Consider the following 13,808-nt stretch of genomic DNA (forward strand, 5'->3'; position numbering starts at 1 on the left):
TATGAGCAATAACAAAAAAACTCAGGCAAGCTACTCTAAGCCGTCTCGTGCTGACATCGTTCGCTCAGTAGCAACATCTACGGCTGTTGAAACAGGGCAGTCATCCGAGAGGATCGAAGCTTCCCTTGAAGCGACGCGCAAAAAATTTGCTCATTTACGTCTTGCGGTTTAATCCCTTCTTAATGCTTCACTGACCCAGTGTTTCATCGGCTCGTAGTCCATTGATACGCCTGCATGGATAGCCGAGATATATTGGGTTTTGTTTTGCTCCCAGCTTTGATAATCCAGCGGTTTGTATCCTCCCTGAACAGCCATAACGTCGGCTAATAGTCGCGACAAGCGTCCGTTTCCCTCTCTGAATGGATGGATGAGTATTAGCTCTACATGGGTTATGGCGATAGCGGTGATGAGTTGTTCTTCGTCCATGCCGCTACATGGCGTGTAATGAGACAGATACCTGGTGTCGAATTCGTTCAGCAGTTTTGGCAACTGCGCTGAGGGCGCAAACATAAAACCGCCCTTACTGATATTGACCGTTCTTTCGTGTCCAGCCCACTCGTAGATGTTACCTAACCAGCGGCGGTGCCAGTTTTTTAGCAGGGCTACGCTGAGTTGCTCTTCCGGGAACTGTTCTTCAAAAACAGACTGGTAGAGTTGTTCTAACAGGACAAGTTCAGCCTCATCCATTTCTTCAGATGCCGCGATCCCAAGCTTGTTAGCCAGAACTTGTTCGCCAGAGTCTTTCTCATACTGGCCTTCGCTGCTGGATACATGGTATCGGCTCATGGAGGTGCTCTGTGTTAATGGAGGGATGGAAACCAGAGAGTATAACGCCAGAAGAAAATGGGAAACAATGTTCGTAAAATCAGATAGTTAAATTAGTGTAGGCTAAATTGTAGTTTCAATCATATTTATGAAAATAATCCTTATTTATCAGTGCTATCACACCAATGCATCATCGTTTACGAAACATCAACACTGCTGTCGGTGCTGTTTACCCATCCATCAAGCCTATCCGCCCATTCCTGCATCATCACTTTACGCTCATCAAGATAAGTTGGATGGTTGTACGTGCGACGAACATTGTTGGTATCAGCGTGCGCAAGTTGGGCTTCGATAGCATCAGGTCGATAACCCATCTCGTTTAAACGTGTACTGCCTGTAGTTCTGGTAACATGTGGGCTATAAGTCCCACTCCACCCGAGGCTTTTAAGTAGCTGGCGCAGCGAGTGCGATGTCATTGGACCTTGCTGATTATCCCTGCCCGGAAAATGATGCTGTTGTTGCCCGGTTAATCCTTGTAGCGTTTTGAGCATGTTGACTGCTGGGGAGGGAAGGGGAATAACATGTTCCCTGCGAGCTTTCATTCGCGCTGCCGGAATAGTCCACAGGCCGTTATCAAGATCGAATTCTGCCCATTCTGCCTCGGTGACTTCGGCTGGTCGCGCCAGCGTCCACCACATTAGCCACATGCAATAATTAACGTGATATGAGCCGCGACTGTTATCAAAACAGCTTAATAGCTTCCCGATTTGCCGTGGATTCAATGCCTGTTTGTGCTGTGTCTTATTCGCCGGAAGAGCCTTGCGCGCAGACCAGACAGGATCGCTATCAGCTCTAAGCGTTGCCATTGCGGATCTTATCTAACTGACAAGCCTGGGCCGGGTTGACTCCTTCCGCGACTTGCTTTCGCGCTTGCTCGCATTTCTCGCGCGCTTCGGCAAGTTTTACCGCTGGATACTCCCCAACGCAAACATGCTGGATTTACCGTTGAGTTTAATCCGATAGCGCCATGCCTTTTTGCTATTGGGTTTCACTTCCTGGCAGCGCGGCAGTGCGTATCAGTGAGCATAGCGAGTGCTTGTCTATTTCTTATACCGCTATTCTATTTACCTAAAATGAAGGTGGAAACTGATTGTACTCATGCCAGTACTCATTTTTAGCTACGCTGTAGCGAGATTACATGAGACGTCATGAAAATAAAAATCCACGCAATTGCGTGGATTTTATGCGTTTTTCTATTCCCTTGAGATTGGCTGACACCTCATGAGACAACAAAAATTATTTAGACGTTGAACAGGAAGTTCATCACATCGCCATCTTTAACGATGTACTCTTTACCTTCAGAACGCATCTTGCCGGCTTCTTTCGCGCCCTGTTCGCCTTTGTAGGTAATGAAATCTTCAAACGCGATGGTCTGCGCGCGGATAAAGCCTTTTTCAAAGTCGGTGTGGATCTTACCGGCCGCCTGCGGCGCGGTGGCCCCAACAGGGATAGTCCAGGCGCGCACTTCTTTCACGCCCGCGGTGAAATAGGTCTGCAGGTTCAGCAGGGCATAGCCGGCACGGATAACGCGGTTGAGGCCCGGCTCTTCCAGACCCAGCTCCGCCATAAACTCGGCGCGCTCGTCATCTTCCAGCTCGGCGATATCAGATTCAACCGCGGCGCAAACCGGCACCACTACAGAGCCTTCTTGCTCAGCGATAGCGCGTACCTGATCCAGATAAGGGTTGTTCTCAAAGCCATCTTCATTGACGTTAGCGATGTACATGGTCGGCTTCAGCGTCAGGAAGCTCAGATAGCGGATAGCCGCTTTTTCTTCTTCATCCAGCGACAGCGCGCGCAGCATACCGGCGTTTTCCAGGTGCGGCAGACATTTCTCCAGCACCGCCTGCTCCAGCTTAGCGTCTTTATCGCCGCCTTTGGCTTTCTTCTGTACGCGCTGCAGCGCACGTTCACAGGTATCCAGGTCGGAAAGCGCCAGCTCGGTATTGATTACGTCAATATCTTCCGCCGGGTTTACTTTGCCGGAAACATGAATGATATTATCGTTTTCAAAGCAGCGGACTACGTGGCCAATCGCTTCGGTTTCACGAATATTCGTCAGGAACTGGTTACCCAGGCCTTCGCCTTTGGATGCCCCTTTAACCAGACCGGCAATATCAACGAATTCCATTGTGGTCGGGATAATACGCTGCGGTTTAACAATTTCCGCCAGCTGGTCGAGACGTGAATCAGGCATTGGCACCACGCCGGTATTAGGCTCAATGGTACAGAACGGGAAGTTTGCTGCTTCGATGCCCGCTTTGGTTAACGCATTGAACAGAGTGGATTTACCCACGTTAGGCAGGCCCACGATACCGCATTTGAATCCCATGTTTGAATCACCTTAATTGCTGAGATAACCGGACAATAACCGTTGCCGGTAATGACATGAAAAATTTGCCGCTATTATACACGTAATTATGGCCCGGATGCGGCTGATTTCATCCTGAGCCTGCGGGAAAACGCGTTTTAAATCTGCAATTGCGCTGATTGTTGCCGATAATAAGAACGAGGCGTAACGAGAAGCGGGAGGCGCAACCAGTTTTATATGATCAAGCTGCAACAGCCGCTGGAAATAATGTGCGACGTGCTGCATACGCCAGGCGGGCGTATCGTTGCGCTTGATCTGCACTATGATGAGCCCCAGTCGGGCGCATATCGCAGCGTGGTCGGTCGACTGAAACTGGAATCGCTTTCTACGGCGCAGCGGGAAGAGATGCTGATCCATCAGTTGCTCAGCCTGGAGAGCATGTCCGCCTTGCTGCGTCAACGCCAGTGGCTTTGCTCTATTTCGCTCGACTTTGCGCTGGCGCAGCGGGTCACCGAGTCGGCGTTTATTCGCCATGCCCTGCAACATCTGCCTTTCTTGCGGCTGTCGTTATCGGAAGCTTTTCCCAATCTGCATGATGGCAGCGATAACCCGTTAATACGCACGCTTACCGAACAGCTGAATATCTTATGGCTGAACGATCTCGGCGCGGGCTACGCCAATCTGAACGCGGTGCAAAGCCATATCTTTGAAGCGGTCAGGCTGGACCGGCGATTCTTCGCCGAAAACGTGCATAAAACCCTGTTCGCCGTGCTGCTGCGACAAATTATGCAGATGACGAACCGGCTGATCGTGGATGGCGTAGAGGATGAGGCGCAGCGGGCGATGCTGGAGCAGCAGGGCGTGTGGGCATTGCAAAACTACCTGTACGCGCCGCTGCCGCTCAGTAAAATCGGCGACCTGCCGGACTAACGCGGCAGGCGCGACATTAACCCGCCTTGTAGCTGTGCAGCCGGTTCATCGCCTTCAGCAGATCGTCCTTTAACCAGACCTCAGTACAGCGAGCCGCCTCATCCACCGCATTATCGATCAGCGTTTGTTCTGAAGCGGGGGGCTTGCCCAGCACAAAACCCACCACCTTATTGCGATCGCCCGGATGACCGATACCGATGCGCAGGCGATGAAAGTTGGGGTTGTTGCCCAGCTTGCTGATGATATCTTTCAGGCCGTTATGTCCGCCGTGTCCGCCGCCCAGCTTGAATTTCGCCACGCCCGGCGGTAAGTCCAGCTCATCATGCGCCACCAGAATCTCTTCCGGAGCAATACGATAAAAGGTCGCCATCGCCGCCACCGCTTTACCGCTCAGGTTCATAAAGGTGGTTGGCACCAGCAGGCGCACATCTTTCCCCGCCACGTTAAGCCGCGCGGTGTAGCCAAAAAATTTACTCTCTTCTTTCAGGGACTGATTATGGCGCTCTGCGAGCAAATCCACATACCAGGCGCCAGCGTTATGGCGCGTTGCGGCGTATTCGGCGCCAGGGTTGGCGAGGCCAACAATCAGCTTAATCTCACTCACGGGGTGTTTCCTGCTTAAAACCGAAGGGCGATAGTGTAGCGGCCTGAGGGAAAGAATACAAAGCGGCAGGCGCATTTAGTTACGCAAGGTAATAATATCTTTTCTATATAAATACAGCAGGTTATCGATAAATTTTATCAAACAGTAGTTAAAATGTGTGATCGGGCGCGCAACGGGCAGTTGGGTCATCTCCTAAGCTTATGATGGTTTAACAGTATGTGCTGTGCAGCCAAAAAAGGAGGCAGGGGATGAAACGTAAAAGCGCAATGATTGCAGGTAATGGCCTGATGGGGCTGGGGTTACTGACCATGATTGTTGGCATAAGCTATGCGGTGCTGAACCAGCTGCCGCAGCTACAGTTGCCTTCAGTGTTAACGCCAGTCGCGATCCTCAGTATTTTTATTGGCGCGCTGCTATGGCTGGTTGGCGCACGGATTAGCGGGCGCGAAAAGGTCGCCGATCGCTACTACTGGCTGCGTCACTGTGGCGATCAGCGCTGTCGCCGCGCCTCGCATCAACGTCCGCATACTCACTAAAGGTTAACGCTTGTCAGCGTCGCGTTGTGCGGCGCTGACCTCATCATCTCGACGCGGTTGCGCCCGCCAGCTTTAGCCTCGTACAGCGCTTTATCCGCCATCATCATTAATGATGAAAAGCTGTGGTTTCTTCCGGCTGCCATGCCGATACTTACCGTATATTCAATATTATCCGGGCGAGAAATCATTGCCAGTAGCCGAATCTCTTCGCATAAACTCTGCGCTTTCTGCATGTCGCCGATAAAAAAAGCGGCAAACTCTTCTCCGCCAAGCCGGGAGAACGTGCATTCCGCAGGCAAGACTTTCTTTGCAATGCGGCAAAAATCCAGCAGCACCCGATCGCCCTGGTTATGGCCATAGCGGTCGTTAATGTTTTTAAAATGATCCAGGTCGAATACCAGGGCCACAAGCGGCTGTTCTCTCTGTTCACTTTTTTTCTCAGCGGTTTTTGCCTGGGCAAACAGCGCACGTCGGTTCCAGACGCTGGTCAACGGATCGCGCAGCGAAGCCTGCTTATAGCGTATCTGCGTACGTTCATTGACCATTGCCAGAATGGTGAAGGTCAGGCCAATCACAAAGAGCGTTGATTCCAGAATAACGTAGCTGGAAAAAGGGTTATGACCCATTGCGCCATGATCGGATCCGCCGCTGTCGAAACACATACGCGAGAGATGGAAAACCAGATGAAAACAGAGCAGCAACTGCGCTGGCCAGAAGGTGATCTGCAAACAGGCGCGCGAGCGGATAAGCATAATAATCAACGCGACGGTATAGCTAATACAGAGCAGGCAGCTCACCATGATGCGTTTCGGCACCGAGTGATAAAATGAAGGGAAACAGCAGAGCAGCGCCCATAGCAGCGCGCCGAACAGCCAGCTAAACCCCGGGCGAAGCCCGGCAAAAACGCGGAAGGCGTTCAGCCACATGCCGTAGGCCAACATTACCAACGTATTGCCGACCGCCACCGGCAAAAACAGATGGCCGTGGCTGCGCAGGCTGCCGAGCCATACCGAGGCGATAATCGCCACGGTGGTAAACCCCAGTACCCGATCGTACTGCGCGCCGCTCCAGGCAAAAATCATGATTATGCTCAGAAAGCCCAGCACATAGAGTTCACAGATAAACAGTGTGTAGACATCAAGTGCCATAAAGCGCTTCCCCATAAAAAACCGCAGCAAAATAGCATGACTTGTCGGTTGTAAAAAGCGCTTAACGCAGCGGTAAAAGAGAATGTCAGTACATTACGCGTTTTGTACGCGTTCGATTGCAGGATTAGCTATACGCGCCGCAGGCTAATCTGCGGATGGCGCAAAAGGTCAGATAAAAAAAAACCGGGCCAGAAGCCCGGTTTTCAACATATCAGCGATTAATGTTCAAACATCGCAGAGATGGACTCTTCATTACTGATGCGACGAATCGCTTCAGCCAGCATGCCTGAAAGCGTCAGGGTGCGCACATTAGGCAGCGCCTTGATCTCATCGGCCAGCGGGATGGTATCGCATACCACAACTTCATCGATAACGGAGTGACGCAGGTTTTCCGCCGCGTTGCCCGAGAAAATCGGATGGGTGGCATAGGCGAAGACGCGTTTGGCGCCGCGCTCTTTCAGCGCTTCGGCTGCTTTACACAGCGTGCCGCCGGTATCGATCATATCATCAACCAGCACGCAGTCGCGGCCTGCCACGTCACCAATAATATGCATAACCTGAGAAACGTTAGCGCGCGGACGACGTTTATCGATAATGGCCATATCGGTATCGTTAAGCAGCTTAGCGATAGCACGGGCGCGTACGACGCCGCCAATGTCCGGGGAAACCACAATCGGATTCTCCAGACCAATCTGCAGCATATCTTCCAGTAAAATCGGACTACCAAACACGTTATCAACCGGGACGTCGAAGAAGCCCTGGATCTGTTCTGCGTGCAGGTCCACTGTCAGCACGCGGTCAACGCCGACGCTGGAAAGGAAATCCGCCACCACTTTAGCGGTAATCGGCACGCGCGCTGAACGAACGCGACGGTCCTGACGAGCATAGCCAAAGTAGGGGATTACAGCGGTAATACGACCAGCGGAAGCGCGACGCAGCGCGTCTACCATGACAACCAGCTCCATCAGGTTATCGTTAGTAGGGGCACAGGTGGACTGGATGATGAAAATATCGCCACCGCGTACATTTTCGTTAATTTGTACGCTCACTTCACCATCACTGAAACGACCGACGGCGGCGTCGCCCAGGCTGGTGTAAAGGCGGTTGGCAATACGTTGTGCTAGTTCCGGGGTGGCGTTACCAGCAAAAAGCTTCATATCAGGCACGAGAAGAACCTCAGGCTTTGCGTCCAGAGAATGCACACAGGCGAACGGCAACGGGCGCGCTATATCCGTCGCGTGCGTGCATACGGGTGTATTAAAGCGTTCTGTGCAGCATCAGGAACAGAGTGACACTGTCACATTACGCCAGGTGCCCTGAAAGAATGCGGTGAAGAGGCGAAAGGTTTACGCCTTGCGCCACGAATCCCTGCATCCAGTTCGGGGCCAGCTCAAGCACCTGACGAGCAGCGGACTCGGTGTCGAATTCTGCAAACACACAAGCGCCGGTTCCTGTCAGGCGCGACGGCGCGTATTCTAGCAGCCAGGAAACAAGCGCATCAACCTCGCGAAAACGTTTTCTTACGACTGTCTCACAATCATTGCTGAAAGGAGCCTGTAACAGCGCATCAAATGAGCGTACCGGCGAATTACGCGTCAGTTCAGGATCGTTAAACACTTGCGGGGTAGGCACCGAGACGCCAGGATGCGCCACCAGATACCATTTTTCTGCTGGCGCAGCGGGGGCAAGCTCATCGCCTACGCCTTCGGCAAAGGCCGCATGGCCGCGCACAAACACCGGGACATCCGCCCCCAGCTGCAGGCCCAGCGCGCAGAGCGCCTCGTTTTTCAGCCCGGTTTGCCACAGATGATTAAGCGCGACCAGCACCGTAGCGGCGTTGGAAGAACCGCCGCCCAGCCCGCCGCCCATCGGCAAACGCTTATCGATGGCGATATCCGCGCCGGCCTGCGCCGGCAGGGAGCCGCGTTCGGCGGCGGCGCGCATCAGCAGCCGTGCGGCGCGCACGATAAGGTTATCCTCATTCGCCACGCCGGGCACCGGGGTTAATAACCGGATCTCGCCGTGCGACTGCGGAGTAATGTGCAGGCTGTCGCCATAATCAAGAAACTGAAACAGCGTTTGCAGATTATGATAGCCGTCAGGACGACGGCCGGTGATATAGAGAAACAGGTTTAGCTTCGCCGGTGCGGGCCAGGTGGTGATCATTGTACGGTCCAGCTATCCATGCGCAGTTTGATACGTTTATCGCCCTGTTTAAGCTCAATGCTGGCAGGCAATGCCGGGTTAACTTTATGGTCATAGCCTTGAATGGTGACATCCCATTGCTGACCGTTGCGGCTGTAGCTTAGCGTGCGCAGCTGGTATTGATCGTCCAGGGTGAAATCGGTGGCGTCGCCCGGCAGGCCAAGCATCCACTGACGCAGGTTGGCCAGCGGTATATCCATGCCGGTCAGCTGCGAGATCATCTTTTCAGCATCATTGCTGACATAGCGTTTGCCTTTGTTATCCACCAGCTGCACCGTGGAACCCTGCGCATCCAGCTGTAGTTCTGTGCTGCCGAGCGGGTTGGTCAGCAACAGACGATAGCGGTCAGCGGCGGTTTGCTGCCAGTTAAAGCGCGCATAAACCTTTTGTTGATCGGAAAGCCAGGCGAAAGCGCCGCGGGTTTGATACTGGGTAATTTTTTGTATCGCCTGCTGATGTTGCTGCCATTGTAAAGAGGTGGGACTTTGACCGGGGCCTTGTGGTTTATTGATGGTACAGGCCGCCAGCAGCACGCTGGCCAGGGGAAGCAGCCGCAAAGGGCGGCGGATAAATGAATCAAACACCGGGTCATCTCCTCAAACACACTTTTTAGAGCCAAACGAGTAACGCTAATCATTCACCTGTTACCCGTCAACGTCGAATTATCGAAATTCAGTCTTATCAGCTATATCTTATTACAGTCATAGTCTTTGTATGGCTTTTCATGATCTCACGCATCTTGTAGAATGCGCTCCATAAAACCCCAACAACATTGGGATAACCCGATCTGATTCACCATGACGCTGCTGGCCCTCGGAATAAATCATAAAACGGCACCTGTTGCCTTACGCGAACGAGTTACCTTCTCGCCGGATACGCTGGACGAGGCTTTAAACAGCCTGCTGGCGCAGCCGATGGTGCAGGGGGGCGTTGTGCTGTCCACCTGTAACCGCACAGAACTTTATCTTAGCGTAGAGCAGCAGGAAAACCTGCATGAACGTCTGGTGCAATGGCTGTGTGAATATCACAACCTGCGCGAAGACGAAGTGCGTAAAAGCCTCTACTGGCATCATGACAATGAGGCGGTCAGCCATCTGATGCGCGTCGCCAGCGGGCTGGATTCGCTGGTGCTCGGCGAGCCGCAAATCCTCGGTCAGGTGAAAAAAGCCTTTGCCGATTCGCAGCGCGGTCATTCGCTCTCCAGCGAACTGGAGCGCATGTTCCAGAAAACCTTCTCCGTTGCCAAACGCGTGCGCACCGAAACCGATATCGGCGCCAGCGCCGTCTCTGTCGCTTTTGCCGCCTGCACGCTGGCGCGTCAGATCTTTGAATCGCTCTCTACCGTCAACGTCCTGTTGGTCGGCGCGGGCGAAACCATCGAACTGGCGGCGCGCCATCTGCGCGAACACCACGTCAAAAAACTGATGATCGCTAACCGTACCCGCGAGCGCGCCCAACTGCTGGCGGATGAAGTTGGCGCGGAAGTGATCGGCCTGGCGGATATCGATAGCCGTCTGGCGGAGGCGGACATTATTATCAGCTCCACCGCCAGCCCGCTGCCGATTATCGGACGCGGCATGGTCGAACGGGCATTGAAGGCGCGCCGCAATCAGCCGATGCTACTGGTCGATATCGCGGTACCGCGCGATGTCGAGCCGGAAGTCGGCAAGCTTGCTAACGCCTATCTTTACAGCGTCGATGACCTGCAGGCGATTATCGAAAATAATATGGCTCAGCGTAAGGCGGCGGCCGTGCAGGCCGAAACCATCGTCGCGCAGGAAAGCGATGAGTTTATGGCCTGGCTGCGCGCGCAAAGCGCGGTCGAGACCATTCGGGATTATCGCGAGCAGGCCACTCAGATACGTGCAGAGCTGGAAGCGAAAGCGCTGGCCGCGTTACAGCAGGGCGCCGATGCGCAGGAAGTGCTGCATGATCTGGCCCATAAGCTAACCAACCGGCTGATTCACGCCCCAACTAAATCCCTGCAGCAGGCTGCACGCGACGGCGACGGTGAGCGCCTGCAGATCCTGCGTGACAGCCTCGGGCTGGACTAGAACAATTCCACACCAATACAGGGTAAATCATACCAGATGAAGACTTCTATTGTTGCCAAACTGGAAGCCTTGCAGGAGCGCCACGAAGAAGTGGAAGCGATGCTCGGCGATGCCAGCGTCATCGCCGATCAGGAGCGTTTCCGCGCATTGTCGCGTGAATATGCCCAGCTTACCGACGTCAGCAAATGCTTCCGTCAGTGGCAGCAGGTGCAGGAAGATATTGCCACCGCCGAGCAAATGCTCAGCGATGCGGAAATGCGCGACATGGCGATGGACGAACTGAAAACCGCGCGCGCGCAGAGCGAAGAGCTGGAACAGCAGCTACAGGTCTTGCTGCTGCCGAAAGATCCGGACGACGAGCGCGATTGCTTTGTTGAAATTCGTGCGGGCGCGGGCGGCGACGAGGCAGCTATTTTCGCTGGCGATCTGTTCCGTATGTATAGCCGCTTTGCCGAATCGCGCCGCTGGCGCGTAGAAGTGATCAGCGCGAACGAAGGCGAACATGGCGGTTATAAAGAGATGATCGCGCGTGTGAGCGGCGAAGGCGCTTACGGCAGGCTGAAATTTGAATCGGGCGGTCACCGCGTGCAGCGCGTGCCGGAAACCGAATCTCAGGGACGTATCCACACCTCCGCCTGTACCGTAGCGGTGATGCCGGAGCTGCCGGAAGCGGAGCTGCCCGATATTAATCCAGCCGATTTGAAAATTGATACGTTCCGCTCGTCGGGCGCGGGTGGGCAGCACGTTAACACCACCGACTCGGCCATTCGTATTACCCACTTGCCTACCGGCATCGTGGTGGAGTGTCAGGACGAACGTTCTCAGCATAAAAACAAAGCCAAGGCGTTGTCGGTGCTGGGCGCGCGTATTCACGCCGCTGAAATGGCCCGCCGCCATGAGCAGGAGGCCTCCACGCGGCGCAATCTGTTAGGCAGCGGCGATCGTTCCGATCGTATCCGCACCTATAACTTCCCGCAGGGGCGCGTGACCGACCACCGGATCAACCTGACGATCTACCGTCTGGATGAGGTGATGGAAGGCAAGCTGGATAGCCTGATTGAACCGATTGTGCAGGAGCATCAGGCCGATCAGCTGGCTGCGCTTGCCGGGCAGGATTAATGGATATTCGCAGTTGGTTAAAAGCCGCCTGCGCTGCGCTGTGCGGCGGTGAAAGTCCGAAGCGCGATGCCGAAGTGCTGCTCTCGTTTGTGACCGGTAAGTCGCGCAGCTGGCTAATGGCGTTTGACGAGACGCAGCTGGACGCGGCGCAGCTGGCGCAGCTCAACGCGTTAATCGCCCGGCGCGCCCGCGGCGAGCCGGTTGCGCATTTGACCGGCGAGCGTGAGTTCTGGTCGCTGCCACTCACCGTGTCGCCGGTTACCCTTATCCCACGCCCCGATACTGAAATTCTGGTAGAGCAGGCGCTGGCGCGTCTGCCCGATTACGCGGTGGATATCCTCGATCTTGGCACCGGCACCGGCGCAGTGGCGCTGGCTATCGCCAGCGAGCGGCCCGACTGTCAGGTTATCGGCATCGATCGGGTGGCGGAGGCGGTGCAGCTGGCGCAGCACAACGCGCAAAAGCTCCAGATCGCCAACGCGGCTTTCTTACGTAGCGACTGGTTCAGTGCGCTGGCAGGCAAAAAGTTTGCGCTGATTGTCAGCAATCCTCCCTATATTGATGCCGCCGATGCGCATTTACAGCAGGGCGATGTGCGCTTTGAGCCGCTTAGCGCGCTGGTGGCGGACGATCAGGGGCTGGCCGATATTCGCCATATCGCCCAGGCGGCCCGGCATTATCTGCTGCCGCAAGGGGCGCTGCTGTTGGAGCATGGCTGGCAACAGGGGGAGTCAGTACGTACTATCCTCTCTGCCCAGAACTATCAGGCCGTGGCAACCTGCCAGGACTATGCGGGGCACGATCGCGTGACCGCAGGCAACTATTAACAGGGAGAGCATCATGGCTGCTTATTATGGCGTGATTAAACATCTTCATCTGCTCACCGTCACCGTGACGGTGCTGCTATTCATTCTGCGTTTTTTCTGGCTGCAACGCGGTTCCGCCATTATGTCGCAGCGCTGGGTGCGCATCGTGCCGCATATCAACGACACCTTACTGTTTATTACCGGGATAAGTCTGGTGATGATCACCCACTTTTATCCGTTTACGCCGCAGGGTGCCTGGCTGACGGAAAAGCTGTTTGGCGTTATTATCTATGTCGCCCTGGGCGTAGTGGCTTTTGGCCGTCGCCCGCGTGAGGCTAAAGTACGCTGGATTGCCTTTATCGTGGCGCTGGCGGTGCTGGGCATCATTATTAAGCTGGCCGTAACTAAACTGCCGCTTTTGGGGATTGTATGACATCAGTAAATATCGATTTTAGCGAAGCGCCGCTGTGTGAAGCGGTGATCGCGACCTCGCGCGCTATTCGCCAGGATTTCCCGACGGACGCGGTTAATGCGCAGCTGCAGGCGCTGGTTGAAGAAGCGCGCGACTATGTTTCAACGGTAGAAGGCTCTGACTTCCAGCTGGAAAAGCTGCTGGAGCTGTTTTATAAAAAGTGGAAGTTCGGTGGTGCCAGCGGCGTCTATAAACTTTCTGACGTACTCTGGCTGGATAACGTATTAAATACGCGCCGGGGCACGGCGGTGTCGCTTGGCGTAGTGCTGCTGCATATCGCCCATCAGCTGAAGCTGCCGCTGATGCCGGTTATTTTCCCGACGCAGCTGATCCTGCGCGCCGACTGGATGGATGGTGAGATGTGGCTGATTAATCCGTTTAACGGTGATACGCTCAGCGAACATACGCTTGAGGTCTGGCTGAAGGGCAATATCAGCCCAACGGCGGAGCTGTATGACGAAGATCTGGACGAGGCGGAATCATCCACGGTTATCCGCAAAATGCTGGATACCCTGAAAACCGCGCTGATGGAAGAAAAGCGCATGGAGCTGGCGCTTAACGTCTGCAACCTGCTGCTGGAGATCGATCCGGACGATCCGTATGAAATTCGCGATCGGGGGTTGATTTATGCGCAGCTCGACTGCGAGCACGTTGCCCTGACCGATCTGATCTATTTTGTCGAGCAGTGCCCGGAAGATCCGGTTAGCGAAATGATTAAAGTCCAGATTCACGCAATTGAACAGAAACAGGTGACGCTGCACTAAGCGGCGTTAGCCATTCAATAAAAAAAGGCGAAGG

At 54.4% G+C, this 13,808-nt stretch carries 15 protein-coding genes and 1 pseudogene; 8 read left to right on the forward strand and 8 right to left on the reverse strand.

The features are described from left to right. The first annotated feature begins 1 nt into the window (after position 1). Positions 2-172, forward strand: coding sequence for a hypothetical protein (locus tag K6958_RS09440; RefSeq protein WP_249894392.1), 171 nt, complete (start codon positions 2-4; stop codon positions 170-172). On the opposite strand, the gene K6958_RS09445 is transcribed toward K6958_RS09440, so the two are convergent. From K6958_RS09445 to ychF, 3 genes and pseudogenes are all read right to left on the reverse strand, one after another. Further along, positions 169-786 (reverse strand): Fic/DOC family protein, encoded by a 618-nt coding sequence (locus K6958_RS09445; RefSeq protein WP_249894393.1) that lies wholly within the window; start codon positions 784-786, stop codon positions 169-171. The genes K6958_RS09440 and K6958_RS09445 overlap by 4 nt on opposite strands. A gap of 176 nt (positions 787-962) precedes the next feature. Continuing rightward, positions 963-1,820 (reverse strand): annotated as a pseudogene (locus K6958_RS09450) (tyrosine-type recombinase/integrase); the annotation flags it as partial. A 245-nt stretch (positions 1,821-2,065) separates the two neighbouring features. Next, entirely contained in the window at positions 2,066-3,157 is a 1,092-nt protein-coding gene (ychF, locus tag K6958_RS09455; protein ID WP_085071910.1) for a redox-regulated ATPase YchF, read from the reverse strand. Positions 3,158-3,373: 216 nt separating this feature from the next. On the opposite strand from ychF, the gene K6958_RS09460 reads away from it, so the two are divergent. Further along, positions 3,374-4,066 (forward strand): EAL domain-containing protein, encoded by a 693-nt coding sequence (locus K6958_RS09460; RefSeq protein WP_249894394.1) that lies wholly within the window; start codon positions 3,374-3,376, stop codon positions 4,064-4,066. A gap of 16 nt (positions 4,067-4,082) precedes the next feature. Here K6958_RS09460 and pth read toward each other — a convergent pair whose 3' ends face one another. Then, complete coding sequence (pth, locus tag K6958_RS09465; protein ID WP_249894395.1) at positions 4,083-4,670, reverse strand: aminoacyl-tRNA hydrolase; 588 nt, start codon at positions 4,668-4,670, stop codon at positions 4,083-4,085. A 248-nt stretch (positions 4,671-4,918) separates the two neighbouring features. On the opposite strand from pth, the gene ychH reads away from it, so the two are divergent. Next, the gene (gene ychH, locus K6958_RS09470; protein WP_249894396.1) at positions 4,919-5,206 is read left to right on the forward strand and encodes a stress-induced protein YchH; all 288 of its coding nucleotides are present in this window, start codon (positions 4,919-4,921) and stop codon (positions 5,204-5,206) included. Here ychH and K6958_RS09475 read toward each other — a convergent pair. The 4 genes from K6958_RS09475 to lolB form a co-directional block, all read right to left on the reverse strand. After that, positions 5,203-6,354: a GGDEF domain-containing protein gene (locus tag K6958_RS09475; RefSeq protein WP_249894397.1), complete on the reverse strand. Its 1,152-nt coding sequence runs from the start codon at positions 6,352-6,354 to the stop codon at positions 5,203-5,205. The genes ychH and K6958_RS09475 overlap by 4 nt on opposite strands. A gap of 218 nt (positions 6,355-6,572) precedes the next feature. Further along, positions 6,573-7,520, reverse strand: coding sequence for a ribose-phosphate diphosphokinase (prs, locus tag K6958_RS09480; RefSeq protein ID WP_038626473.1), 948 nt, complete (start codon positions 7,518-7,520; stop codon positions 6,573-6,575). A 136-nt stretch (positions 7,521-7,656) separates the two neighbouring features. Then, positions 7,657-8,520, reverse strand: a complete 864-nt coding sequence (gene ispE, locus K6958_RS09485) for a 4-(cytidine 5'-diphospho)-2-C-methyl-D-erythritol kinase (RefSeq protein WP_249894398.1) — start codon at positions 8,518-8,520, stop codon at positions 7,657-7,659. Beyond that, on the reverse strand, positions 8,517-9,143 hold the full coding sequence (gene lolB / locus K6958_RS09490) for a lipoprotein insertase outer membrane protein LolB (RefSeq protein ID WP_249894399.1): 627 nt from the start codon (positions 9,141-9,143) through the stop codon (positions 8,517-8,519). The genes ispE and lolB overlap by 4 nt, the downstream gene beginning before the upstream one ends. A 213-nt stretch (positions 9,144-9,356) precedes the next feature. Here lolB and hemA point away from each other — a divergent pair, with 213 nt between their 5' ends. The 5 genes from hemA to sirB1 are packed head-to-tail and all read left to right on the forward strand — an operon-like array spanning position 9,357 to position 13,774. Further along, complete coding sequence (gene hemA, locus K6958_RS09495; RefSeq protein ID WP_249894400.1) at positions 9,357-10,613, forward strand: glutamyl-tRNA reductase; 1,257 nt, start codon at positions 9,357-9,359, stop codon at positions 10,611-10,613. A 36-nt stretch (positions 10,614-10,649) separates the two neighbouring features. After that, positions 10,650-11,732 (forward strand): peptide chain release factor 1, encoded by a 1,083-nt coding sequence (gene prfA / locus K6958_RS09500; protein ID WP_249894401.1) that lies wholly within the window; start codon positions 10,650-10,652, stop codon positions 11,730-11,732. Continuing rightward, complete coding sequence (gene prmC, locus K6958_RS09505; RefSeq protein WP_249894402.1) at positions 11,732-12,559, forward strand: peptide chain release factor N(5)-glutamine methyltransferase; 828 nt, start codon at positions 11,732-11,734, stop codon at positions 12,557-12,559. The genes prfA and prmC overlap by 1 nt, the downstream gene beginning before the upstream one ends. A gap of 13 nt (positions 12,560-12,572) precedes the next feature. Beyond that, complete coding sequence (locus K6958_RS09510) at positions 12,573-12,971, forward strand: SirB2 family protein (protein ID WP_249894403.1); 399 nt, start codon at positions 12,573-12,575, stop codon at positions 12,969-12,971. Further along, positions 12,968-13,774, forward strand: coding sequence for an invasion regulator SirB1 (sirB1, locus tag K6958_RS09515; protein ID WP_249894404.1), 807 nt, complete (start codon positions 12,968-12,970; stop codon positions 13,772-13,774). Before K6958_RS09510 ends, sirB1 begins: the two co-directional genes overlap by 4 nt. Positions 13,775-13,808 lie beyond the last annotated feature (34 nt).

Origin of the sequence: Mixta hanseatica (genome assembly GCF_023517775.1) — a bacterium.
Lineage (GTDB): Bacteria > Pseudomonadota > Gammaproteobacteria > Enterobacterales > Enterobacteriaceae > Mixta > Mixta hanseatica.